Raw genomic sequence first — 24381 nt, 5'->3', positions numbered from 1 at the left:
CGCGTTGACTCATCAAAGATGCCCGCGTAGCTGCTATCGAAGAATCATTTGATAATGCCCGCGTAGCGGCGCGTCTGCTGGGATGGCATCCGCTGGCCCGGCACTGTGAGCCATGGAGCTTTCGATGAGCGAACGCAAGGCCGTCACGAAGACCACCGCCCTCCGATATGCCCGGTCGGGCCGGGCCGCCAAGAAGACCATTCTCGACGAGCTGTGTGCCCTGACGCGTTGGCACCGTGACCATGCGCGGAAGGCGCTGCGGCAGGCTCTGGTCCTCAAACAGGTCAAGCCCCGGCCTCCCAGGCCCCTTCTCTACGGGGACGACGTGATCGACGCGCTGCGGTTCTGCTGGGCCGTCCAGGGCACTCCATGCGGGCGTCTGCTGGCAGCGGCCCTGCCGGATTTGGTTCCGCGGCTGCGCCGGTTCAAGGAGTTGGCGATCGAGGACGGGACGGCGGCGTTGCTGCTGAAGATCGCCCCGGCCACTATCGATCGCCGGCTCAAGGCAGACCGGGGGAAACTCGACCCAAGGGGCCGCTCCCACACCAAGCCCGGAACACTGCTCAAAGACTCCATCCCGGTGCGGACCTGGGCCGAATGGGACGACGCGGTGCCCGGGTTTGTGGAGATTGATCTGGTCGGACACGAGGGCGGAAATTCCAGGGGTGAGTTCTGCTTCACCCTGACGATCACTGACATTTCCACGGGGTGGACCGAGACCCGGTCTGTGAAGAACAAGGCCCAGAAATGGGTGTTCGCCGCGATCAAGGAAGCCACCGCGGCGTTCCCGTTCCCGATCGTCGGGATCGATTCGGACAACGGGAGCGAGTTCATCAATTGGGGGCTGCTGCGGTGGTGTGAACAGGAGCAACTGACCTTCACCCGGTCCAGGTCCGGGAACAAGAACGACGGCGCCCATGTGGAACAGAAGAACTGGCATGTGGTCCGGCAAACCGTCGGATACCACCGCTACGACACGGCGGCGGAACTAGAGCTGCTGAACCGGATCTGGGCGTTGCAAGGGAAGCTGACCAACCACTTCGGACCCCAGCAGAAACTCGTCAAGAAGATCCGAACCGGCGCAAAGATCAGCAAGAAGTATGACCGGCCAGCGACCCCCTACCAGCGGGTCCTGGCCGACGAAGGCACGGTCCGGCAAGGCGTGAAGGCGAAGTTGAAGCGGGAGAACAAGCCCCTGAATCCAGCGGCAATCCAACGTCAGGTTCAAGCCCTTTGCGCTGAACTGCTCACCCTGACCACGGCAAAGCAAGGACCCAAGAACCAACCGCCCATCCGGGCACAATCAAATGATTCTTCGATAAAGGCTACGCGGGCATCTTGACATGATTCCTCGGGCACGGCCACAGCGAATGGAACGCCAAGAACCTGTTCACCGGCTGGGTGGACGTTGACCTGAACGACCAGGGCCGCGAGGAAGCAGCACGCGGCGGCGAGCTCCTGGTTGAGAACGATCTTCTCCCGGATGTCCTCTACACCTCGCTCCTGAAGCGGGCCATCAACACCGCCAACATCTCCCTGGACAAGGCCGACCGCGGCTGGATCCCCGTCAAGCGGGACTGGCGCCTGAACGAACGCCACTACGGCGCCCTGCAGGGCAAGGACAAGGCACAGACCCTGGCCGAATACGGCGAGGACCAGTTCATGGAATGGCGCCGGTCCTACGACACCCCGCCGCCGCCCCTGGCCGACGACTCCGAGTTTTCGCAGGCCCGCGACCCCCGTTATGCGGACCTCGGCGACTCACTGCCCCGCACCGAGTGCCTCAAGGATGTACTGGTCCGCCTGCTTCCATACTGGGAATCAGATATCAAGGAAGACCTCAAGGCCGGCAAAACGGTCCTGGTCACCGCCCACGGCAACTCGCTGCGCGCCCTGGTCAAGCACCTGGACGGCATCAGCGACGACGCCATCGCCAGCCTGAACATCCCCACGGGTATCCCGCTGGTCTACGACCTGGACGAGGACTTCCAGCCGGTCAAGCCGGGCGGCACCTACCTGGACCCGGACGCCGCTGCGGAAGCCATCCTGGCAGTGGCCAACCAGGGCAAGAAATAGAGCAACAGTTAACGTTCGACGGCGGGTCGGTCACCTCAGGTGACCGACCCGCCGTCGTATGTGGTTCCGGAGCGGCTAGAAGCCCTGCGGCTGCCATTCGCCGGTGACCAGGTACGTGACCTTGCGGGCCACCGACACGCCGTGGTCGGCGAAGCGTTCGAAGTAGCGGCTCGCAAGGGCCACGTCCACCGTGGTGGCGGGAGACTCGGCCCAGTCCGGCGCGGCGATCGCCTTGAAGACGCTCAGGTGAAGGTCGTCGATGGCGCTGTTGGCCTTGAGGATGTCGCGGGCTACTTCGAGGTCCCGGGACTCCAGCAGCACGATGAGCTTGTCCGCGATCAGTTGGTCCTGCTCGGCCATTTTGTTAAACGTTTCCGTCATGGAGGCGGGAATCACAGTCGACGGGAAGCGCAGCCGGGCCAGCTGGGCGATGTGGCGGGCCAGGTCACCCATCCGCTCCAGGGAAGCGCTCATGCGCAGGGAGCCCACGATCATCCGCAGATCGCTGGCCACCGGCCCCTGCAGGGCAAGGATATCGATGGCACGCTCATCGAGACTGGTCTGCAAAAAATCGATACGGGCGTCCGCGGCAATGACGTCCTCCGCCAGATCAACGTCGGCAACCTGGAAGGACGTAGCGGCCTTACCCATTGCCTCGCTGACCAGCTTCGAAATCTCCACCAGCTGCTCACCCACCTGGGTCAGCTCTTCCTGAAAAACCTTACGCACGTGGGCGTCCTTTCTTTGGAACTCCGCCCCTCAGGTGGCAGACGGAACTCTTGTCGCCATTCGGCACTCCAACGTATAACTCTGTCAGCGTCCGGTAAACGTTTAGTCGCTTGTAGATGAACGTTAGTTGAACCGTCTCCCCTTCGGCCCAAGACGAACCGTCCGGCCATGAACCACGGCCTAAGCTGGAGCTGTGGATCCTATGCTCATCGGTGTCATCGCCGGCCTGGTCGGCCTGTCACTCGGCACTTTTGGCGTGCTTGCCTTCAGGCTCAGTGAAAAGCAGCGCAAGCTTGTCGACGTCGACATGGACGAACCTGCCTTGCCTGCCGGCGCCGCGGAGGTGCTGGCCGTGGTCGGACGGGCTTTTGTAGTGGTGGACGCCGTGGACGGTGTGGTGCGGGCCAGCCCCGCAGCCTACGCGTACGGCCTGGTACGCGGCCACACGGTGGTCCACAAGGAGCTGCTGGACATGACTGCCGGAGTGCGCCGCGACGGCGTGATTCTGGAGAAAAAGCTGGAACTGCCGCGTGGCCCGCTGGGCCAGGGAACCATCGTCGTGCAGGTCCGGGCAGCCATGCTCGGCGAGGAATATATCGTCCTGCTGGCCGACGACCGCACCGAAATCACCCGCACCGAAGAGATCCGCAACGACTTTGTGGCCAACGTGTCCCACGAGCTGAAGACCCCGGTGGGCGCAATTTCCCTGCTGGCCGAGGCGCTGGAGTCCTCAGCCGACGACGAAGAAGCGGTTCGCCGTTTCGCCAAGCGGATGCACAAGGAATCGGGCCGGCTGGCTGCTCTGGTCCAGGACATCATCGAACTTTCCCGCCTCCAGGGTGCCAGCGTCTCCCAGGAGGGCAAGGCAGTGGACATCAACACGGTCATCACCGAAGCAGTGGACCGCTCCCAGCTCCCCGCCGAAAGCAAGAACATCCGGATCGTGGTGGGTGACCGGGTTGAAGCAACTGTCTTCGGCGACCGGGACCTGCTGGTGACCGCACTGCGTAACCTGATCGACAACGCCATCCGCTACTCCCCGGAAAACACCAGGGTGGGCGTGGGCGTCCGGTCCAAGGAGGGGCTGATTGCCGTTTCCGTCACGGACCAGGGTGAGGGCCTGGCCCCGGAGGACCAGGAGCGCGTGTTTGAGCGCTTCTACCGGGTGGATGCGGCGCGTTCGCGCCACACGGGCGGAACAGGCCTGGGCCTGAGCATTGTCAAGCACGTGGCCTCCAACCACGGCGGTGAAGTGACCTTGTGGTCCCGGCCCGGCCAGGGGTCCACGTTCACCCTGCGGCTGCCTGAGATGGAAAGCCGGGACGAACCGGATACTGCAGGTGCCAAACAACGAGTCGTACCCGAGCGTGTTAAAGAACGCGGCGTACATGAGCAAGGAGCCAGCTCTTGAGCAGGATTTTGATTGTTGAAGACGAAGAATCTTTCAGTGATCCGTTGTCCTATTTGTTGGGCAAGGAGGGGTTCGAGGTTGAGGTTGTAGATAACGGCTTGGACGCCATCACCGAATTCGACCGGAATGGGGCTGATCTGGTGCTGCTGGATCTGCAGCTCCCCGGCCTGTCAGGCACTGAGGTCTGCCGCCAGCTGCGGCAGCGCTCCAGTGTTCCGGTCATCATGCTGACGGCCAAGGACTCCGAGATAGACAAGGTGGTTGGCCTGGAGCTGGGTGCCGACGACTACGTCACCAAGCCCTATTCCTCCCGCGAGCTTGTGGCCCGCGTGCGGGCCGTGCTCCGCCGGCAGGGTGAACCTGAGGAGCTCATCTCGGCCACAGTCCAGGCCGGACCTGTCCGGATGGACATCGAACGGCATGTGGTCAGCGTGGAGGGGCAGCAGGTCCTGCTGCCCCTGAAGGAATTCGAGCTGCTCGAAATGCTGCTGCGCAACTCCGGCCGAGTGCTGACCCGCGGCCAGCTGATCGACAGGGTCTGGGGTTCGGACTATGTGGGGGATACCAAGACCCTTGATGTGCACGTCAAGCGGCTGCGCGGCAAGATCGAGCCCGACCCGTCCGTGCCCCGCTACCTGGTGACCGTCCGCGGCCTGGGCTACAAGTTCGAGCCGTAGGCCTCCCGGCCGGTATGGCATACGAAGCTTCAAGTGCACAAAAGGAGGGGCTCCCCACGGGGAGCCCCTCCTTTTGTGCTTTGCTGCTGCTTAGTGGGCCGCTGCTGTGCTGGTGCCCGACGGCGATGGGCTGGGTGTGGCGGAACCGGTCGGTTCGCTCCCGGCCGGCAGGTATTCCTTGTACTCTGCGAGGGAACCATCCAGGACAGGGATCTTCACAGTCTTGCTCACGTTGGTGCCGTCCTCGGTGACTTTGACGTCCACCAGCGAACCGGCGATACCGCCGCTGGTGCTGAGGATTGCCTCATCTGTGGAGTCGTTGAGCAGCGTGTAGGAGTTGGCTTTCACCGGCACCTGTGTCTGCGACCCCTCGGCACCGTTGACCGTGAGCTTGACGTCCTGAGATGAGGAGTTGTAGACGGCGCCGAGCAGGCGGCCGGGCTTGTCTTCGCCGGCGGAGACAATCAGCATGTTGCGCAGTTGCAGCGGACCCAGGTCGGCGCGGATACCGTCCGACGCCGAGTACTGGTGAGAAGTCTGCTGGGGGTTGATGTAGCCACAGCCGGTCATCGTCGCCAGGACGAGGGCCAAGGATCCTGCCGCCAGTGCCAGTTTGCCGCCCTGGGCCCGGTTCATCGCAGTGAAACGCACGTCACGTACTCCTCGAGAGTCTTGAAACATTATTCAGCCATAGCCTAACGGCAAACCCGGCCAAACGAGGATTCCGTGCGGTCACATTGCCCTTGGCAGCGGGCCTCACATGCACTATTATCTGCATCCGTCAAGGGGTCCAAGGGGGTCTATTCTGCCCATTTTCCGCGTATTTCCGGGGTTCCGGGGCCGGTTCGAGGCCAGTCGTATGCCTGAATCGTGATAAACTGGTCTGCGGGAAAGGGGAATGTCCACATGGTATTTGAGGTCGGCGAGACAGTAGTTTACCCTCACCACGGTGCTGCAAAAATTGAAGAAATCAAGATGCGCACTGTCAAGGGCGAAGAGAAAATGTATCTCAAGCTCAAGGTGGCTCAGGGTGATCTGACCATTGAAGTTCCAGCAGAGAACGTTGACCTTGTTGGGGTTCGTGACGTAGTGGGCAAGGAAGGTCTGGAGCACGTATTCGATGTGCTGCGGGCCGAGTTCACTGAAGAACCCACCAACTGGTCGCGCAGATACAAGGCAAATCTGGAGAAGCTTGCTTCCGGTGACGTCATCAAGGTAGCAGAGGTTGTTCGCGACCTTTGGCGCCGTGATCACGATCGGGGCCTTTCCGCAGGTGAGAAGCGCATGCTGGCCAAGGCCCGGCAGATTCTGATTTCAGAACTTGCATTGGCTGAAAAGACTGATGAAGAGAAGGCTGCAAGCGTTCTCGACGAGGTCCTGGCTTCCTAAGAATTGAACCCCGGGTGGCACGCAAGTGCCTCCGGGGCTTCTTTTTGCCCTTTTTCACACCACGATCGGACCACGTCCGCTGCACCAGGCGCGTCGCGCGGTCGGGGATTCGGCCGGCCGGGCAGGCGGGCACGTAGGCTGGACATCATGAACAACGGACTCCCGCGCCCCGTCACCGCCGTCGTCATAGTGGCTGCCGGTACCGGCGAACGGCTGGGTTACGGCATGCCCAAGGCGCGTGTGCCCCTGGGGAGTGACACCATCCTCACCCATGCCCTCCGGGGCGCCGCCGCCGCCGGCGTTGCACGCCAGATCTGTGTGGCCCTTCCGCCCGGCGATACCGTCCTGCAGGAAGTGTGCGAGGACTTCGCCGAGGAACTTCGGGCAGCGCACGACGGAAACCCGGACAGCGCGCTTCCTGTATTGACGACGGTCGACGGCGGCGCCACCCGTGCCGCGTCCGTCCGGTCAGCGTTGGCCGCTTTGCTGGACGGCACCGAAGCCGTGCTGGTCCACGACGCAGCCAGGGCGCTGACGCCCGAGTACGTCTTCCACCGGGTGGTTGATTCCCTGGCTGCCGGCGCCGTTGCGGTGATTCCGACGGTACCGGTGGTGGATACGGTGAAGATGGTTACCCCCACCATTGGTGACGACACCAGCATCGCTCCGGAACTCGTGACGGGTACCGCCCCGCGGGAAGAGCTCCGTTCGGTCCAGACACCCCAAGGGTTCCGACTGTCCACGCTGATCCAGGCACATCAGGCGGCGTCGGGCTTCGATGAGAAACAAGCTGCCGCGGTCACCGACGACGCGATGCTGGTGGAACTGCTGGGCGTTCCGGTGCACGCGGTGCATGGCTCCACGCAGTCATTGAAAATCACCACGCCGCTGGACCTGATTATTGCCGAGGGCCTGCTGGAAGGTCCGCTGGGCATCCGCTGGGTGGAAGGTTAGTCGTGAGTGAAACCAAGATGATCCTGCCCCGCACCGGTATCGGCCTTGATGTCCACGCCTACGCCTCCGATGACCTCCCCCGTCCGCTCTGGCTGGGCGGGCTGTTCTGGGAAGGCGAGCGTGGCCTGGCCGGGCATTCGGACGGAGACCCGGTGGCTCATGCGGCCGCCGACGCCCTGTTCTCGGCCGCCGGCATCGGAGACCTCGGTACACACTTCGGCACCGACCGCCCGGAGTTCGCCGGCGCCTCCGGCGTCACGCTGCTGGCAGAGGCAGCCAGGATTGTCCGTGCTGCGGGATTTGAGATCGGCAACGTGGCTGTGCAGTTCGTGGCTACCCGGCCCAAATTCGGTCCACGGCGGGAAGAGTCCCAACGCGTGCTGAGCGAGGCGGCGGGGGCACCGATCAGTGTCACGGCCACCACCAGCGACGGACTGGGTTTCACCGGCAGGGGCGAGGGCATCTCCGCCGTCGCCACTGCTTTGGTCTATCCGCGCTGATTCACCCCGGGCTGTTCAGTCCGGATAGGGCGTGGGGGCCGGCGCGCAGGCCTTTTCCGCTAATCTGGAGCGGTGACTCTCCGCTTCCATGACACCGCTGCCGCCGAAGTACGTGACTTCGTTCCCCTCGTCCCGGGAAAAGCGAGCCTGTACTACTGCGGAGCCACCGTGCAGGGCATGCCGCACGTGGGCCACATCCGCTCGGCGATCGCCTTTGACCAGCTCACGCGCTGGCTCGAGTACCGGGGGCTGCGGGTCACCGTGGTCCGCAACGTCACGGACATCGATGACAAGATCCTGACCAAGTCTGCAGAGTCGTTCGCCCCGGACTTCGAAGCCGGCCCGGACACCGTCCGCGAAGAGGAATGGTGGGCACTGGCCTACCGCTACGAGCAGGCGTTCCTGCAGGCCTACGACACGCTCGGTGTTGCCCGGCCCACGTATGAGCCCCGTGCAACCGGGCATATCCCCGAAATGCAGGGGCTGATCCAGCAGCTGATCGACCGGGGCCACGCCTACCCGGCGCTGGACGACTCCGGGGATGTTTATTTCGACGTGCGCTCCTGGGACAAGTACGGGTCATTGACGCGCCAGAACATTGACGACATGCAGGGTGCCCCGGACGCGGATCCCCGGGGCAAAAAGGACCCCCGCGACTTTGCGCTGTGGAAGGGCTCCAAAGAAGGAGAGCCGACGACGGCGAGCTGGGCCTCGCCCTGGGGCGCCGGCCGCCCGGGATGGCACCTGGAATGCTCCGCCATGGTCACAAAGTACCTCGGCACCGAGTTTGATATCCACGGCGGCGGACTGGACCTGCGCTTCCCGCATCACGAAAACGAGATGGCACAGTCCCAGGCCGCCGGGCACGGGTTCGCCAACTTCTGGATGCACAACGGCATGGTCACCTACCAGGGCGAAAAGATGTCCAAGTCCATCGGCAACACCATCAGCCCTTCGGAGATGCTGGACCTCGCGTCACCGCGGGTGGTTCGCTATTACCTCGGGCAGGCCCACTACCGCTCAGTGCTGGACTACCGCCCCACGTCGCTGGAAGAGGCCGCTGCCGCCGTCGAACGCATTGACGGATTCCAGGCGAAGGCCGTAGCCCGCTTCGGTACAGACTTTGGCTTTGTGGCGGGTACCTTCGGCCCGTCCACGGAGGCTCTCCGCACCTTCGAGGCGGCGATGGATGACGACCTGAACGTCCCGCGCGCGTTGGCCGCCTTGCACGAAACGGTGCGCGCCGGCAACAACGCCCTCGCAGAAGGCGATGACGAAGCGGGCCGGCATGCAATGAATGTGGTTATGATCATGGCCACGGCTTTGGGGCTTAACGCTGTTGCGATGCCCGCCGCCGGTAACGCCCGGGAATCGGCCGCCCTCGACGTCCTCGTGGAAGCCCAACTCGCTGCCCGTGCGCAGGCCCGGGCCAGCAAGGACTGGTCTGCTTCCGACGCCATCCGGGACACTCTGAAGGCGGCCGGCGTCGTCGTCGAAGATGGCCCGGAAGGCGCTACCTGGAGCCTGCAACGGAACTGAACCGGCGATTTTACTTGATTCAGTAGACTGGTAAGCAGACTCAGTCAAACAATCAAGGGTGGAAAATCATGGCCAACAACGGTCGCCGGTCGGTCAAAGCAAAGAAGGGGCCAACCATCGGAACCGGTGGTCATGGCCGCAAGGCTCTGGAAGGCAAGGGCCCCACGCCCAAGGCGGAGGACCGCCCGTACCACAAGGCGCACAAGAGCAAGCAGCTGTCCGAACGGTCGGCCGCCAAGCGCGGCACGGGCGCGCGCAGCGCCGGCGCCTCCCGCTCGGGCCCCAAGGGCCGCGCCACCGAGGAAGTTGTCACCGGCCGTAACTCGGTTGTCGAAGCCCTCCGCGCCGGGATCCCCGCGAAGGCCCTGCACATCGCCATCCGGATCGAAATGGATGACCGTGTCAAGGAGTCGCTGAAGATCGCGGCCGAACGCGGCATCCCGCTGCTCGAGACCGGCAAGGTCGAACTGGACCGCATGACGGAAGACGCCGTGCACCAGGGCCTGGTCCTGCAGATCCCGCCGTACGAGTACCAGGACGCTTATGACCTGGCCGAGGAAACCGTGGACCGTTGGAAGAAGGGCCACGTAGCCAACGCGCCGCTGTTTGTTGCCCTCGACGGCATCACGGACCCGCGCAACCTCGGCGCCATCATCCGCTCCGTGTCGGCTTTCAGCGGCCACGGCGTCATCGTCCCGGAACGCCGCTCCGTCGGCGTCACGGCGTCGGCCTGGAAGACCAGCGCGGGCGCGGCCGTGCGTGTTCCAGTGGCACGTGCCGGCAACCTGAACAGCGCCCTGAAGCAGTTCAAGAACATGGGCATCTTTGTCCTGGGGCTCGACGGCGACGGCGACGTTTCGCTGCCTGCCCTCACCCTGGCCACGGAGCCCGTGTGCATTGTGGTCGGTTCCGAGGGCAAGGGCCTGAGCCGCCTGGTCCGCGAAAACTGCGACCAGATCGTCTCCATCCCGATCAACTCCGCCATGGAATCGCTCAACGCATCCATGGCCGTTGGCATCTCGCTGTACGAAATCTCCAGGCAGCGCGCCGTCAAGTAGTCCTCGCCGCGGCTGCCGCTCCGGTGGCCGAGCCTGTCGAGACCCCTCATGCCACATCACGGCAGGAGGGGTCTCGCTTTCGGGTTGGAAACCCCCGGCGGCGTGCCAGGGACCTCGCCAGATGTCGTCATAAAAGCGGCAGTGCAGTTCAACAGCCGCTGGCCGCTACCATTGACGTGATGGTCATGCCGCTATTCGACACCGCCTCCACCAAGGATGCCTCTTCGGCATATCCACTCGGTGTCAGCGTCCCGCGCCCGGGAGCTGGCGCGGATTACGCCATGCACTCGAGCGCCAACGTCGCCGTGTACGCCCCGGCCGTGGAGAACCTTGAGATCGCATACAAGGCCGCCGGTGGTGATTGGCATCTCCAAGCCTTGCCCAACGTCACCCACGGCGTGCACCACGGAATTGTTGAGGATTTCCCGTACGGAGCGCTGTACGGGTTCCGCGCCACCTCCAAGGCCGAGACGCTGCCGCTGGCAGTCCCCGTTATTGATCTGGACGACGACGGCGGGCAGCCTCTCCTGCTCGATCCCTACGGCCGGGCGGTGGACCAAGGGGAAGGATTCCTGACGAGCGTCCGGATGGCCGGCGATTTTGACTGGGGCAACGACGAACGGCCCCGGACGCAGTGGCGAAACACCATCATCTATGAGGCGCACGTCCGCGGCCAGAGCATGCTCCACCCCGATGTCCCGGAGGAACTGCGCGGCACGTACGCAGGCATGGCCCATCCGGCCATCATCGAGCATTTCAAGAGCCTGGGTATCACCGCTGTCCAGTTGCTCCCGGTGCACTTCCATCTCGATGAGCTGCACCTGCAAAACCTCGGCCTGACCAATTATTGGGGCTACAACACGGCGGCGTTTTTCGCACCGCACGCGGCTTATGCAACGCAGGCTGCGCAGGATGCGGGACCGCACGCCGTCCAGGACGAGTTCAAAGGCATGGTCAAGCTGCTCCACGCCGCCGGGCTTGAAGTGATTCTCGACGTTGTCTACAACCACACTGCAGAGGGTGGCCCCGACGTCCAGGCCATCAGCTTCCGCGGACTCGGCGAGGACACGTACTACCGTACGGACGGCCACGGTAAGTACATCGACACCACGGGCTGCGGCAACACGCTGAATTTCGGCCAGCCCCGCGTGGTCCAGCTCGTGCTGGATTCACTCCGGTACTGGGTGGACGAATTCCACATTGACGGCTTCCGCTTCGACCTGGCAGTGACGCTCTGCCGGAACGCGGACAACGACTTTGATCCCCGGCACCCGTTCCTGGTGGCCGTGGCCGCCGATCCTGTGCTGTCCGACGTGAAACTGATCGCCGAGCCCTGGGACGTCGGCTACGGTGGCTGGCAGACAGGACGATTCCCCGGCGGATGGGTTGACTGGAACGATCACTTCCGGGACGGCGTCCGCTCCTTCTGGCTGGCCGACCGTGCGGCCATCGACGCCGGCGGACATGGCGGCTCCGTGGCGCGGCTGGCTGATGCCCTGTCGGGATCGGCCGGGCTGTTTGAGGCGTCGGGCCGTTCCAGGCTGGCGTCGGTCAACCTCATCACGGCACACGACGGCTTCACGCTCAACGACCTAGTGTCATACGACCGCAAACACAACGAGGCCAACGGCGAACAGAACCGGGACGGTCACGGGGATAACCGCAGCTACAACCATGGCGCCGAAGGCCGGAGCGAGGACGAGGGAATCGTGGCGAAACGGGCGCAGTCCCGGCGGAACCTGATGGCCTCCCTGATGATCTCCCTCGGCGTGCCGATGATCACCGCAGGTGACGAACTCGCGCGCACGCAGCAGGGCAACAACAATGCCTACTGCCAGGACAACCCCTTGGCCTGGCTCGACTGGACGCGGACCCCGGAATCCGCGGAGATGCTCCGCAGCACCAAACGCTATGTCCGGCTGCGCAAGGAGTTCCTGGCAAGCCAACCGCATGATTTTCCCGCTCGGGATGAGCAGTCCTATCTCTACTGGTTTGACCACTCCGGGCAGCCCATGTCCATGGATCAATGGAATGATCCCCGGCACCGTGTCATGCAGCTCCTGCTTGGCTCGGACGACGGCACGCTGGCAGGCCTCGTGGTGGTCAACGGCAGCACCTCCGATGTGATGATCACCCTTCCGGAACTCAAGAATGACGACGGAACGCCCCGCAGGATCTTTGAACTCCGGCTGACCACCTCGCCACTGCACGAGCTTCGCCAGGGCGTCCGCGTGACGTCCGGCGAGACGGACAGCATCGAGGCAAACTCGATCAACATCTACCGCACGTAACTGCGGAGGGGACCAAGATTGCGCAACCGCTCCTTTGCACTGCTGCTGACCGGACTGTTGGCCATAGCGGTGATCGCTTTTGGCGGCAGCGGGCTCCTCGATGCACTGACGGGAGGTACGCCGCCGGCGGCCAGTTCCAGCGCGGCCTCCGGTCCAGGCCCTCTCGTGCCCGGTCCGGTGGAGGTTCCAGCCCCGGCGGTAATACCCGCCAACCCATCCGGCCTGCCCGCGGTCGAGGAATCCCAGCTGCCGGCCGAAGCCCGGACGATCCTCGCTGCGATCCGTGCCGGCGGCCCCTACCGCCACAGCCAGGACAACAAGACGTTCGGCAACTTCGAGCGTATTCTTCCACGGCAGGACTCCGGCTATTACCGTGAGTACACGGTGCCCACACCGGGTGAATCGGACAGGGGAGCCCGCCGCATCGTCACGGGCTCCGGGGGCGAGAAGTACTACACCCAGGACCACTACGACTCGTTCAAATTCATCGCAGAAGGCAGCTGAACACCCTCATGAAAATCTACTCTGCCGATACCTGGACTATCGAAGAACTCCGGGAACAGGTCGCCGTCGCTGGCCGCCGCAGCCTGATGGTCCCCGCGGCCGACAGCAAGCGGGCTGTCCTGGAAACGTTCGGCGAAGTGCTCGCCTTCCCTGAGCACTACGGCGTGAACATGGACGCCCTGAACGATTCCCTGCACGATTTTGCGGACAGCATTGGCGAGGACGGGGGCGCCCCGGTGACCATCATCTGGCAGGTGGCCGCAGCGTTCCGCAGTAACCGGTCCTTCGGGATCATCTGCGAGGTCCTCCAGGATGCCGAGAGCTACGCCGGCCGTGACCTGGCGGTCACGGCCGTGCTCCTCTAGATGTGAGGCCGGGCATCAGGCGTTGACGATCAGCCCCAGCTCGGCTTTGGAAGCCAGTGCCTCGTGCCGGGGCAGGACGCGGACGGTGTAGCCGAACGGACCGGACCGGTCGATCAGCAGGGAGCCGCTGAACAGGTGGCGCCCGTCGCCCAGGTCCTCTTTCGAGCTCAATTCCATCAGGGTGACGTCCGCCAGGGTGTCGCTTTCCTCGGCGCGCCCATAGGCCACCTCCACTGTTACGTCGTCCGGAGTCAGGGTGTGCAGCGCGATGTAGGCGTTCACCTGCAGGGTGTCCCCGATCTGCGGATCCTCGGAAACTCCGACGGAGTCCACATGCTCAACGTGCAGCAGGGGCCACGCTGAGCGTACCTTCGCCGTCCACGCAGCCAGGACACGGGCCTGGGCGTAGGAGTCGGCAACGGCCCTGCGTCCGGCCTCGGCTGCCGGGCGGTAGAGCAGGTTGACGTAGTCGTGCAGCATACGCTCGGCGGAAACGGCCGGGCCCAAGTGCGACAGCGTGTGCTTGATCATTGACACCCAGTGCGTGGGGACTTTCTCCGTACCCGTAGTGGACGGTCCGGCGGCACCTGCACTGTCAGACACTGTGTTCCCGTAGAAGCGCGGCGCCACCTGCGTTTCCAGGAGTTCGTACAGCGCCGCCGCCTCGATGTCGTCCCGCTCCTCGGGGGACGCATCATTGTTGGCGGTGGGGATCGCCCAGCCGTTCTCGCCGTCGTACATTTCATCCCACCAGCCGTCCATCACCGAAAGGTTCAGCGAACCGTTGATGGCGGCCTTCATGCCCGACGTGCCGCACGCCTCCAGGGGGCGGAGCGGGTTGTTGAGCCACACGTCGCAGCCCGGGAAGAGTGTCCTGGCCATCGCAATGTCGTAGTTCGGCAGGAAGGCGATGCGGTGGCGGACCTCGGGGTCGTCGGTGAAGCGGACCAAATCCTGGATCATCTTCTTACCGGCGTCATCTGCCGGGTGGGACTTTCCGGCGATCACGAGTTGGATCGGGTGCTCCGGGTGCAGCAGCAGCGCCTTGAGCCGGTCCGGCTCGCGGAGCATCAGCGTCAGGCGCTTATACGTGGGGACGCGGCGGGCGAAGCCGATGGTCAGCACGTCGGGGTCCAGGACGCTGTCGGTCCAGCCAAGCTCGGCGTCGGCGGCGCCGCGCTTCTTCCACGCGGCGCGGAGCCGGCGGCGCACGTCCTCCACGAGTGCTGTGCGCATTTCACGGCGCAGCCCCCAGACGTCGGCGTCGCTGACGTTGTAGGCAAGGTCCCAGCGGCCCATGGCTTCGGCCTCGGACCCGAACTGTTCCCGCGCGAGCCGGGAGATGCGACTGTCCACCCAGGTGGGCACGTGCACGCCGTTGGTCACGGACGTGATGGGCACCTCGGAGTGGTCGAACCCGGGCCACAGGGCCGAGAACATCCCGCGGGATACCTCGCCGTGCAGCTTGGCGACTCCGTTGGCCCGCTGTGCCAGCCGGAGCCCCATCACGGCCATGTTAAAGACTGACGGATTGCCATCGGCGTAGTTTTCCCGGCCCAGTTCCAGAATCCGGTCCACCGGTACCGCGGGCGCGAGCCCGGCCTGGAAGAAGTGGTGGATCTGGGAAATCTCGAAACGGTCGATTCCGGCCGGAACGGGCGTGTGGGTGGTGAAGACCGTTGACGCCCTGCCAGCGGCGAGGGCTTCATCGAAGCTGAGGGCAGCGTCGCCCGCCATCAGTTCCTGGATGCGCTCGATCCCCAGGAAGCCGGCATGGCCCTCATTGGTGTGGAACACTTCGGGCGCCGCGGTTCCGGTCAGCTGCTGGTAGGCGCGCAGGGCCTTGACTCCGCCCATGCCCAGCAGGAGCTCCTGCTGCAGGCGGTGGTCGCCGCCGCCGCCGTAGAGGCGGTCGGTGATGCCGCGGGCGGCGTCGTCGTTGCCGGGAACATTGGAATCCAGCAGGAGCAGCGGCACGCGTCCGACGTCGGCACGCCAGATGTGTGCCAGCAGGCGGCGCCCGTTGGGGAGCGGGAGCGAGATCTGCAGGGCCCGGCCGTTGCCGTCGGCGGACGGCTCGCGAAGGAGGGTGAGCGGGAGGCCGTCAGGATCGAGGACCGGATAGGTTTCCTGCTGCCAGGCGTCGCGGGAGAGCGATTGCTTGAAGTAGCCGGCCTGGTACAGCAGGCCCACGCCGATCAGGGGCACGCCGAGGTCCGAGGCGGCCTTAAGGTGGTCGCCGGCCAGGATGCCCAGGCCGCCGGAGTACTGCGGCAGGACTTCGGTGATGCCAAATTCGGGGGAGAAGTATGCGATGGCGGCGGGGGCTTCCCCGCCCAGGCTCTGATACCAGCGGGGCTGCTCAAGATACCGGTCAAGGTCCTCGGCGGCGGCCCGGACCTGGTCAACGACTGACTGGTCGGCGGCGAGGCGCTGGAACTCTTCGCGGCTGACCCGGCCCAGGAAACTGATGGGATCCTGGCCGGATTCTTCCCAGATGCGGGGGTTCAGTGCCGCGAAAAGTTCCCGGGTGGGCCGGTGCCAGGACCAGCGCAGGTTTGTGGCCAATCGGGCCAGCGGCCTGATGGGCTCCGGGAGGACTGTTCTGACGGTAAATCTGCGGATTGCCTTCACCTGCGCCACACTAACCGACAACATCAACGTCTGGAACCGCTTTGGCATTCTTTTAGGTAAATGACAGTTGGCGTGGCGGATAAGTCGAATCGCCGCGACAAAAAGCAGCGCAGGCTTAGCAATTTTGACCATTTCTCGCTAACGTCGAGCCTGTGACGACTAACTCAGCAACCCCTGCCGCCTCAAAGAAAAAGCCGAAAGGCAAAATCACCGACGGGCTAAGATTTGGCCGCTTTCCGATCACCGCCGTGCAGCCTGTGGTGGAGGGTGGAAAGTATCCTGCCAAGGCCTTGCCGGGGGAGGGGATCGTGGTGGGTGCCACCGCATTCCGGGAGGGTCATGACCAGTTGGGTGTCAGCGCGGTCCTTCTGGATCCCCGGGGGAAGGAACGCCAGCGCGTCAGGCTGGCACCGCCCAAAGGGGAACGCGGCCTCGGCACGGACCGCTGGGAGGGCATCCTCACGCCGTCGGCCGTTGGAAACTGGACCTTCCTCATTGAGGCGTGGCACGACCGCTACGGAACCTGGCACCACAACGCCGAGGTCAAGGTGGCCGCAGGCATCGACGTGGAGCTGATGCTCGCCGAAGGTTCGGCGCTGCTCTCAGAAGCGGCCGCCGACGCCTCCCGTAACGCGTCGGACCGGCGCACCCTGCGCATGGCCTCTTCCATCCTGGCCAACGGTTCCCTCACCGATGAGGAACGCTTGGCAGCCGGCTTCGGCTCCGACGTCGCCGACGTCGTGGAACGCCAGCCGATCCGGGAGCTGGTCACCGTTTCCGAGCAGTTCCCGCTACTGGTGGAGCGCGATCTCGCAGGCCGCGGAGCCTGGTACGAGTTCTTTCCCCGGTCCGAGGGGGCCGTCAGGGACGCCGCCACCGGGGCCTGGACGTCCGGGAATTTCAGGACAGCAGCGAAGCGGCTGGACGCGGTGGCGGAAATGGGCTTCGACGTGCTCTACATGCCGCCTATCCACCCCATCGGCATCCAGCACCGCAAGGGCCCCAACAACACCCTGATCGCCGGCCCGCACGATCCCGGCTCGCCCTGGGCCATCGGCGCCAAGGAGGGTGGCCACGACGCCATCCACCCGGAGTTGGGCTCGTTCGAGGACTTTGACGCCTTTGTTGCCCGCGCTAAGGAGCTGGGCCTGGAAGTCGCGCTTGATCTGGCGCTGCAGGCGGCGCCCGACCACCCGTGGGTACAGTCCAACCCGGAATGGTTTACCACCCGGGTTGACGGGAGCATCGCATATGCGGAAAACCCGCCCAAGAAGTACCAGGATATTTTCCCGCTCAATTTCGACAATGATCCGGAAGGGCTTGCGAAGGAAATCCTGCGGGTCGTGTTGCTGTGGGTCAGCCATGGCGTGAAGATCTTCCGGGTGGATAATCCGCACACCAAACCGGTTTGGTTCTGGGAATGGCTCATTGGCCAGGTCAACAAAAAGACTCCCGGCGTGGTGTTCCTCGCGGAAGCGTTTACGCGCCCTGCGATGATGCACGCCCTGGGCCGGGCAGGTTTCCAGCAGTCATACACCTACTTCACGTGGCGGAACACCAAGAAGGAACTGGAAACCTATTTCGCGGAGGTCAGCCACGACTCGCCGGCGTACTTCCGTCCCAACTTCTTTGTCAACACGCCGGACATCCTCACGGAATACCTGCAGTTCGGCGGTCCGGCGGCGTTCAAGATCCGCGCCGCATTGGCCGCCACCGCCAGCCCGCTGTGGGGCGTTTATGCCGGCTACGAGCTCTATGAGCATGTTGCCCGCCCCGGTGCGGAAGAGTACATCGACAACGAGAAATTTGAATACAAGGCCCGTGACTGGGACGCTGCCGCGGCCTCGGGCCGGACCCTGGCGCCGTATCTGACCAGGCTCAACGCCATCAGGCACAGCCACCCGGCGCTGTTGGACCTGCAGAATCTCACGGTCCACCAAAGCACCGACGACGCCACGGTGGTGTATTCCAAACACAAGACCCTGCCGGACGGCACCAAAGACACCATTATTGTGGTGGTCAACGTCGATCCGCACGGCATCAGGGAGAGCACCATTTCCCTGGACCTGGCTGCCCTTGAACTTGACCCCGAGGACCTGTCGCCCAACGGCGGGTTCCGGGTGGAGGACCTCATTTCCGGAGAATCCTGGGAATGGGGCGAATACAACTACGTCCGCCTGGATGCGCACGTTGAACCCGCACACATCCTGAGCGTGAGGAGAGTTCATCAGTGAGCTTTAACCCGCAGAGTTCCAGCCAGCATTTCACCCCCAAGAGCACATTTGAGCTACATGCACCGGGCCTGGCGCACGATCCGCTCTGGTATCGGAAGGCCGTCTTCTATGAAGTGCTGGTACGGGCCTTCGCGGATGCGAACGGCGACGGTTCGGGCGACTTCACCGGCCTGATCGACCGGCTGGACTACCTGCAGTGGCTTGGCATCGATTGCCTGTGGCTCCCGCCGTTCTTCCAGTCGCCGCTGCGTGATGGCGGCTATGACATCTCGGACTACAATTCCGTCCTGGATGAATTCGGCACCATCAGCGACTTCAAGCGGCTGGTGGCGGAGTCCCATGCCCGCGGCGTCCGGGTCATCATTGACCTGCCGCTGAACCACACCTCGGACCAGCACCCCTGGTTCCAGGAATCGCGCAAGGACCCGGACGGTCCCTTCGGCGACTTTTACGTGTGGAGCGACACGGACGAGAAGTACCAGGACGCCCGCATCATCTTCGTGGACACGGAGGAATCCAACTGGACGTTCGACCCCATCCGCAGGCAGTTCTTCTGGCACCGCTTCTTCGGCCACCAGCCTGACCTGAACTTTGAAAACCCCAAGGTCATCGAAGCGCTCTTCGACGTGGTTCGTTTCTGGCTGGACCAGGGCATTGACGGTTTCCGGGCGGACGCCATCCCGTACCTCTTCGAGGAGGAGGGGACCAACTGCGAAAACCTGCCAGCCACCCATGACTTCCTGCGCAAACTTCGGGCCATGGTGGACGAAGGCTACCCCGGCCGCGTCATCATCGCCGAGGCCAACCAGCCGCCCAACGAGGTGGTGGAGTACTTCGGAACAGCAGAAGAGCCCGAATGCCACATGGCGTTCCACTTCCCCATCATGCCGCGCCTCTACTACGCCCTGCGCGACCAGAAGGCCGCTCCGATCATCGAGACCATGCATGACACCCCGGAGATCCCCGAAGGCGCGCAGTGGGGAACTTTCCTGCGCAACCACGATGAACTGACGCTGGAGATGGTCACTCCCGACGAGCGCGCGGCGATGCTGGGCTGGTATGCGCCGGACCCCCGCATGCGCGCCAACATCGGGATCCGGCGTCGCCTTGCACCGCTGCTGGATAATTCCCGGGCCGAGATCGAACTGATCAATGCGCTGTTGCTGTCTCTTCCTGGCAGCCCGTTCCTGTACTACGGGGACGAGATCGGCATGGGGGACAACATCTGGCTCGATGACCGCGATGCCGTACGCACTCCCATGCAGTGGAACCCGGACCGGAACGCAGGATTCTCCAACGCTGATCCCGGCAAGCTCTACCTGCCGGTCATCCAGTCGCTGGTGTACAACTACAACATGGCCAATGTGGAAGCCGAGGCCGCCCACTCCGGGTCACTGCTCCGCTGGACACGGCAGATCCTCAGCGTCCGCAAGAACCACCCTGTCTTCGGGCTGGGTGCGTTCAAACATGTCGAAGCGGACCACGACGCCGTGGTGGCGTATCTCCGGGAACTTTCGGATGACAACACTGCGGGGCTGCCGGGCGAATCCATTCTGTGCGCCTTCAACCTTTCGCAGCACCCCGTCGCGGCAAAACTGCGGATTCCGCAGTTTGCCGGCCGCGGACTGCGCGATGTGTTCGGGGGGCAGCCGTTCCCCGGGATCGATGACGACGGATCACTGACGCTGACCCTGGGGAGCCATGATTTCTTCTGGCTGCGGATCCGCTCAGCGACGTCCAACCCGGCCTCCCCGTACACGCAGGCACTGCCCATCCTGTCCATCGAGAACTGACATGGCCCAGCCCACCCTCACAGCCACACTGAGCGCCGTCCTTCGGGAATGGCTCCCACGCCAGCGCTGGTTCCCCGTAAAGACAGCAGATTTTGCGCTGGAGCAGGCCGGCAGCCTGAGCCTCGAGGATGCCGCGGGGCAGGCTCGGCTGGAGATATTCCTGCTGGCTGTCACGTCCAGGACGGCCGACGGCGGACTTCGGACTGATGTGGTCCAGGTCCCGCTGAGCTACCGGGCAAGTCCGCTTGCCGGAGCGGAGCGGGCACTGGTGGGCCGCGCTCCCGAGGCCGGCATGGCCTGGATCTACGACGCCGTGCACGATCCTTCCTTTGTCTCCTCGTGGCTGGAGCTGATCCGGTCCGAAGCCGGCTCGAGCACGGGTGCGGCGACGGGCCACCGCACCCGGTCGGAGCACCGGTTGCCTACCGCCCACGGAATGGTCAAAGTCCTGTCCGGCGAGCAGTCCAACAGCTCAGTCATCGTTGACGACGGCGAGTCTGCGGCCATTGTGAAATTCTTCCGGGTGCTCTCTGAAGGGATCAACCCTGAAGTTGAGGTGGGGGCGGCTCTGACGGCCCAGGGCATCTTCGAGGTTCCGGCAACGCTGGGGTGGGTCCGCGGGGAATGGCTGGCGCCGGCGCCACAGGGGCTCCCGGCACAGGCACCATCGCAGGGCGAGCTTGCCGTAGCCCACGAATTCCTCGCCGGCGGCCGTGATGCGTGGCGCCTTGCTGTGGATGCCGCGCGCACCGGCGCCGATTTCACCGCCGAAGCTTATGCCCTGGGTGCGGCCACGGCCACGGTCCATCGTCGGCTGGCGGAAGCCCTCGGCACAGCGGTTGAACCGGCCCCGGGTCAGGTTATTGCGCCCGGAGTAGCCCAGCGGGTCCGGCAGGCATGGGCGGAAGCCGGTGCCGCCGTCGGGCCTTACGACCATGCCTTAGACGCGCTTCTTGGCGAGCTCGACGGCGTGCCGGCAGGTCCGCTGCAGCGGATCCACGGCGATCTTCACCTCGGCCAGATCCTGCAGGTCCCCGGCCAAGGCGGCGGGCCGGGCCGCTGGGCCATCCTTGATTTTGAAGGTGAGCCACTGCGGCCCATCGCCGAACGCAACTTTCCCGACGTTCCGCTCCGCGACGTGGTGGGAATGCTCCGCTCATTCGACTACGCGGCAGGCGCAGCGGAACGCGAATATCAGGGAGCCCGCGTTCCGGCATCCTGGGTCGATGATTGCGCGGACGCGTTCCTTGCCGGCTATGCCGCAGTCACACCCGGCATCATCGACCGAAGTTCACCGCTCTTTGTGGCATTGTGGCTGGACAAGGCCCTTTACGAAGTCGTTTATGAATTGCGGAACAGACCTGACTGGCTGGCCATTCCAACGAATGCCTCCAGGCGGCTCCTCAGCGTTAAAGGCTCCGGCGATCAGGCCCGGGCAGCATCGGAAGGTATCAAAATGACAGGCGCAGCACCTACAGACCGGCCCCGTGTGCCCCTACACGTGGACCCGGAAACCTTGGCCCGCGTGGCGAACGGCGAACATCACGCCCCGCACTCGGTGCTGGGTGCCCACCTGGACGACCACGGCCATGTGACTGTCCGGACCGTCAAGCACCTCGCGGAGGCAGTAAGCGTGGTGACTGCCGTAGGTTCGGCGCCCATGACCCACGAGGATAACGGCGTTTGGGTGGCGGTCCTGGAGCCGCTGCAGGCCGGCCACGTGCCCGACTACCGGTTGGAGGTCACCTATCCTGGTGCCGCGCCGCTAACAGTGGATGAGCCGTACCGCTACCTGCCCACCGTCGGTGAAGTGGACCTGCACCTGATTGGCGAGGGCCGGCACGAGAAGCTCTGGGAAGTCCTGGGCGCGCACGTTCAGCACTACAAGTCCTCACTGGGCGATGTTGACGGCGTCTCCTTTGCCGTGTGGGCGCCGAACGCGCAGGCGGTCCGCGTCAAAGGCGACTTCAACGCCTGGGACGGCCGGCAGAACTCACTCCGCTCGCTGGGATCCTCCGGCGTGTGGGAAGTCTTCCTGCCTGGTGTTTTAGCAGGGGCGTGCTACAAGTTCGAGATCAAAACCAAGGGCGGCTACTGGGTCGAAAAGGCCGATCCCTTGGCCTTCGGCACCGAGGTCCCGCCGCTGACTGCCTCCCGAGTGGTGGAGCAGTCGTACGCGTTCAAGGACGCAGAATGGATGGAGGCACGCGCGCAGCGTGACCCGCACAATTCGCCGATGAGCGCCTACGAAGTCCACCTCGGATCCTGGCGCCTTGGCCTGGGCTACCGTGAGCTCGCCAAGGAGTTGGTGGACTACGTCAAATGGCTGGGCTTCACGCACGTTGAGTTCATGCCCGTGGCCGAACATCCTTTCGGCGGCTCCTGGGGCTACCAGGTGACGTCCTACTTTGCGCCGACCTCGCGCTTTGGCCATCCGGATGAATTCCGGTTCCTGGTGGATTCCCTGCACCAGGCCGGAATCGGCGTGCTGCTCGACTGGGTCCCGGCGCACTTCCCCAAGGATGCCTGGGCGCTGGCCCAGTTCGACGGCGAACCCCTGTACGAGCACGCCGACCCGAACCTGGGTGAGCACCCAGACTGGGGAACGCTGATTTTCGACTTTGGCCGCACCGAGGTGCGGAACTTCCTGGTGTCCAACGCGCTGTACTGGCTTGATGAGTTCCATATCGACGGACTCCGGGTGGATGCTGTGGCCTCGATGCTGTACCTCGACTACTCACGCGAAGAGGGGCAGTGGTCGCCCAACCGCTTTGGCGGACGCGAAAACCTGGAGGCCATCTCGTTCCTCCAGGAGGTCAACGCCACTGTGTACAAGACGCACCCCGGCGCGGTGATGATCGCCGAAGAGTCCACAGCTTTCCCCGGCGTCACCGCCCCGACAAGCCAAGGTGGCCTGGGCTTCGGGCTCAAGTGGAACATGGGCTGGATGCACGACTCCCTCAAATACGCCTCCGAGGACCCCGTCAACCGGAAGTGGCACCACGGCACGGTGACGTTCTCCATGGTCTACGCGTTCACCGAGAACTTTCTGCTTCCCATCAGCCACGACGAAGTAGTGCATGGCAAAGGCTCCATGCTCCGGAAGATGCCGGGGGACCGGTGGCAGCAGTTGGCCAACCTGCGCGCCTTCTTTGCATACCAGTGGGCCCACCCGGGCAAACAGCTCATTTTTATGGGCACCGAGTTCGGCCAGGAGGCTGAATGGTCCGAGCAGCATGGGCTGGACTGGTACCTGGCAGAGATTCCGGCGCACCGCGGAATGCAGCTCCTCACCAAGGATCTCAACGAGATCTACAGCTCGACGCCGGCCCTCTACTCCCGTGACAACGAGCCGGGCGGTTTCCAGTGGATCAACGGTGGGGATGCCGACCGCAATGTCCTGACGTTTATCCGCTGGGACAAGGAGGGCAATCCGTTGGTGTGCGCCATCAACTTCTCCGGCGGTCCGCATGTGGGCTATGCCCTCGGCGTTCCCGCTGCCGGGGCCTGGACCGAAGTGCTGAACACCGACGCCGCGGCCTATGGCGGTTCGGGTGTTTTGAATAGCGGTGAGCTGGTTGCCCTGGACGAAGGGCTCGACGGCCAGCCGGCAACGCTTACCGTGACGCTGCCGCCCCTGGGGGCCACGTACTTCAAGCCCGTTCTTTTGGCGGCGGGCTGACCGATTGGTGTGAGCCCGCTCTCCTAAGTGCGGAGCGAGAGGCCCGGAGTTCCTTGAGATTCCGGGCTTTTTGCTGACCTAGGGGTAGTGCCGCAGGGGCCCCAAGGGGGCCTGATTGGTCATCCCGGCAAAGTGGTGGTATAGTTTATTTCCGCGCTGCTCCACAGAGTCAGACCGAAAAAACCGACACGAAAGCCTTAGGCTGACGAAGTCGCGGAGGCCGGTTTGACAAGTTGGAGAGCAGCCGGTAAGTTTGAAAAGTTGCTCCGGAGCGATCCACGGCCGATTAGATGGTTGTGGTGGTGCCGGGTGTGTCTGTTGTTTGAGAACTCAATAGTGTGCCAAGTTTGTTGATACCAATTTATTGTATTGAATTGGTTGAATTGACTGGATTATGCCACCCCGTGGTGTGGTCTGGTTTTTACAGCTGGTTTCAAATTTTGCAGCCTTCTTCTTCCGTTATTTCCGGGGGTGTTGGTTGTGTCTGTTTTTGTTTTACTTCAACGGAGAGTTTGATCCTGGCTCAGGATGAACGCTGGCGGCGT

The 24381-nt window shown here is 63.9% G+C and carries 17 protein-coding genes and 1 pseudogene; 15 read left to right on the top strand and 3 right to left on the bottom strand.

Annotated features, from left to right (window positions below):
* The first annotated feature begins 124 nt into the window (after nucleotides 1-124).
* Together DAD99_RS05180 and DAD99_RS05175 are read left to right on the top strand one after the other, a co-directional pair.
* Complete coding sequence (locus DAD99_RS05180; protein WP_227007688.1) at nucleotides 125-1342, top strand: transposase family protein; 1218 nt, start codon at nucleotides 125-127, stop codon at nucleotides 1340-1342.
* Between the two features lie 8 nt (nucleotides 1343-1350).
* Nucleotides 1351-2076, top strand: a pseudogene (locus DAD99_RS05175) (phosphoglyceromutase); the annotation flags it as partial.
* Between the two features lie 75 nt (nucleotides 2077-2151).
* On the opposite strand, the gene phoU reads toward DAD99_RS05175, so the two are convergent.
* The gene (gene phoU, locus DAD99_RS05170; protein ID WP_193340637.1) at nucleotides 2152-2805 is read right to left on the bottom strand and encodes a phosphate signaling complex protein PhoU; all 654 of its coding nucleotides are present in this window, start codon (nucleotides 2803-2805) and stop codon (nucleotides 2152-2154) included.
* Nucleotides 2806-3007: 202 nt separating this feature from the next.
* Here phoU and DAD99_RS05165 point away from each other — a divergent pair, with 202 nt between their 5' ends.
* Nucleotides 3008-4216, top strand: coding sequence for a cell wall metabolism sensor histidine kinase WalK (locus tag DAD99_RS05165; RefSeq protein ID WP_227007691.1), 1209 nt, complete (start codon nucleotides 3008-3010; stop codon nucleotides 4214-4216).
* Complete coding sequence (locus DAD99_RS05160; RefSeq protein WP_185262586.1) at nucleotides 4213-4893, top strand: response regulator transcription factor; 681 nt, start codon at nucleotides 4213-4215, stop codon at nucleotides 4891-4893. The genes DAD99_RS05165 and DAD99_RS05160 overlap by 4 nt, the downstream gene beginning before the upstream one ends.
* Nucleotides 4894-4983: 90 nt before the next feature.
* On the opposite strand, the gene DAD99_RS05155 is transcribed toward DAD99_RS05160, so the two are convergent.
* Complete coding sequence (locus DAD99_RS05155; protein WP_185263648.1) at nucleotides 4984-5529, bottom strand: hypothetical protein; 546 nt, start codon at nucleotides 5527-5529, stop codon at nucleotides 4984-4986.
* Nucleotides 5530-5799: 270 nt separating this feature from the next.
* Between DAD99_RS05155 and DAD99_RS05150 the strand changes: the two genes are divergently transcribed.
* The 8 genes from DAD99_RS05150 to DAD99_RS05115 all read left to right on the top strand — a co-directional run bounded on the left by DAD99_RS05150 (nucleotide 5800) and on the right by DAD99_RS05115 (nucleotide 13493).
* The gene (locus DAD99_RS05150; protein ID WP_026266570.1) at nucleotides 5800-6282 is read left to right on the top strand and encodes a CarD family transcriptional regulator; all 483 of its coding nucleotides are present in this window, start codon (nucleotides 5800-5802) and stop codon (nucleotides 6280-6282) included.
* 147 nt (nucleotides 6283-6429) lie between these two features.
* A complete protein-coding gene (ispD, locus tag DAD99_RS05145; protein WP_193340636.1) occupies nucleotides 6430-7236 on the top strand; it encodes a 2-C-methyl-D-erythritol 4-phosphate cytidylyltransferase in 807 nt (268 codons plus the stop codon).
* 17 nt (nucleotides 7237-7253) lie between these two features.
* Nucleotides 7254-7736, top strand: coding sequence for a 2-C-methyl-D-erythritol 2,4-cyclodiphosphate synthase (ispF, locus tag DAD99_RS05140; protein WP_193340639.1), 483 nt, complete (start codon nucleotides 7254-7256; stop codon nucleotides 7734-7736).
* Between the two features lie 72 nt (nucleotides 7737-7808).
* A complete protein-coding gene (cysS, locus tag DAD99_RS05135; protein WP_193340635.1) occupies nucleotides 7809-9275 on the top strand; it encodes a cysteine--tRNA ligase in 1467 nt (488 codons plus the stop codon).
* A 68-nt stretch (nucleotides 9276-9343) separates the two neighbouring features.
* Nucleotides 9344-10333 (top strand): 23S rRNA (guanosine(2251)-2'-O)-methyltransferase RlmB, encoded by a 990-nt coding sequence (rlmB, locus tag DAD99_RS05130; RefSeq protein WP_193340634.1) that lies wholly within the window; start codon nucleotides 9344-9346, stop codon nucleotides 10331-10333.
* 179 nt (nucleotides 10334-10512) lie between these two features.
* Complete coding sequence (glgX, locus tag DAD99_RS05125; protein WP_193340633.1) at nucleotides 10513-12624, top strand: glycogen debranching protein GlgX; 2112 nt, start codon at nucleotides 10513-10515, stop codon at nucleotides 12622-12624.
* An 18-nt stretch (nucleotides 12625-12642) separates the two neighbouring features.
* Nucleotides 12643-13128, top strand: coding sequence for a ribonuclease domain-containing protein (locus DAD99_RS05120; RefSeq protein ID WP_193340632.1), 486 nt, complete (start codon nucleotides 12643-12645; stop codon nucleotides 13126-13128).
* A gap of 8 nt (nucleotides 13129-13136) precedes the next feature.
* Entirely contained in the window at nucleotides 13137-13493 is a 357-nt protein-coding gene (locus DAD99_RS05115) for a barstar family protein (RefSeq protein ID WP_185262592.1), read from the top strand.
* Nucleotides 13494-13508: 15 nt separating this feature from the next.
* On the opposite strand, the gene glgP is transcribed toward DAD99_RS05115, so the two are convergent.
* Nucleotides 13509-16127 carry an alpha-glucan family phosphorylase gene (gene glgP, locus DAD99_RS05110; protein ID WP_193340631.1) on the bottom strand — a complete coding sequence of 873 codons (2619 nt, stop codon included), beginning with the start codon at nucleotides 16125-16127 and terminating at the stop codon, nucleotides 13509-13511.
* A 152-nt stretch (nucleotides 16128-16279) separates the two neighbouring features.
* Between glgP and DAD99_RS05105 the strand changes: the two genes are divergently transcribed.
* Genes DAD99_RS05105 through DAD99_RS05095 form a run of 3 tightly spaced genes read left to right on the top strand, consistent with a single transcriptional unit; the run spans nucleotide 16280 to nucleotide 23836 of the window.
* The gene (locus DAD99_RS05105) at nucleotides 16280-18361 is read left to right on the top strand and encodes an alpha-1,4-glucan--maltose-1-phosphate maltosyltransferase (protein WP_193340630.1); all 2082 of its coding nucleotides are present in this window, start codon (nucleotides 16280-16282) and stop codon (nucleotides 18359-18361) included.
* Nucleotides 18358-20154 (top strand): maltose alpha-D-glucosyltransferase, encoded by a 1797-nt coding sequence (gene treS / locus DAD99_RS05100; RefSeq protein ID WP_185262595.1) that lies wholly within the window; start codon nucleotides 18358-18360, stop codon nucleotides 20152-20154. The genes DAD99_RS05105 and treS overlap by 4 nt, the downstream gene beginning before the upstream one ends.
* A gap of 1 nt (nucleotide 20155) precedes the next feature.
* Entirely contained in the window at nucleotides 20156-23836 is a 3681-nt protein-coding gene (locus DAD99_RS05095) for a 1,4-alpha-glucan branching enzyme (protein ID WP_193340629.1), read from the top strand.
* Nucleotides 23837-24381 lie beyond the last annotated feature (545 nt).

It is taken from the genome of Pseudarthrobacter sp. AB1 (genome assembly GCF_014926485.1).
GTDB lineage: Bacteria > Actinomycetota > Actinomycetes > Actinomycetales > Micrococcaceae > Arthrobacter.
Note: the sequence above shows the minus strand (reverse complement) of the source record. Positions and strands in the feature narration are given on the sequence as shown.

What these genes read in the sequence shown, in the direction of transcription:
- DAD99_RS05155 (WP_185263648.1), bottom strand. Translation starts at nt 5,529, where the DNA reads ATGAACCGGGCCCAGGGCGGCAAACTGGCACTGGCGGCAGGATCCTTG.
- ispD (WP_193340636.1), top strand. Translation starts at nt 6,430, where the DNA reads ATGAACAACGGACTCCCGCGCCCCGTCACCGCCGTCGTCATAGTGGCT.
- rlmB (WP_193340634.1), top strand. Translation starts at nt 9,344, where the DNA reads ATGGCCAACAACGGTCGCCGGTCGGTCAAAGCAAAGAAGGGGCCAACC.
- ispF (WP_193340639.1), top strand. Translation starts at nt 7,254, where the DNA reads ATGATCCTGCCCCGCACCGGTATCGGCCTTGATGTCCACGCCTACGCC.
- DAD99_RS05165 (WP_227007691.1), top strand. Translation starts at nt 3,008, where the DNA reads ATGCTCATCGGTGTCATCGCCGGCCTGGTCGGCCTGTCACTCGGCACT.
- DAD99_RS05095 (WP_193340629.1), top strand. Translation starts at nt 20,156, where the DNA reads ATGGCCCAGCCCACCCTCACAGCCACACTGAGCGCCGTCCTTCGGGAA.
- DAD99_RS05115 (WP_185262592.1), top strand. Translation starts at nt 13,137, where the DNA reads ATGAAAATCTACTCTGCCGATACCTGGACTATCGAAGAACTCCGGGAA.
- glgX (WP_193340633.1), top strand. Translation starts at nt 10,513, where the DNA reads ATGGTCATGCCGCTATTCGACACCGCCTCCACCAAGGATGCCTCTTCG.
- DAD99_RS05150 (WP_026266570.1), top strand. Translation starts at nt 5,800, where the DNA reads ATGGTATTTGAGGTCGGCGAGACAGTAGTTTACCCTCACCACGGTGCT.
- DAD99_RS05180 (WP_227007688.1), top strand. Translation starts at nt 125, where the DNA reads ATGAGCGAACGCAAGGCCGTCACGAAGACCACCGCCCTCCGATATGCC.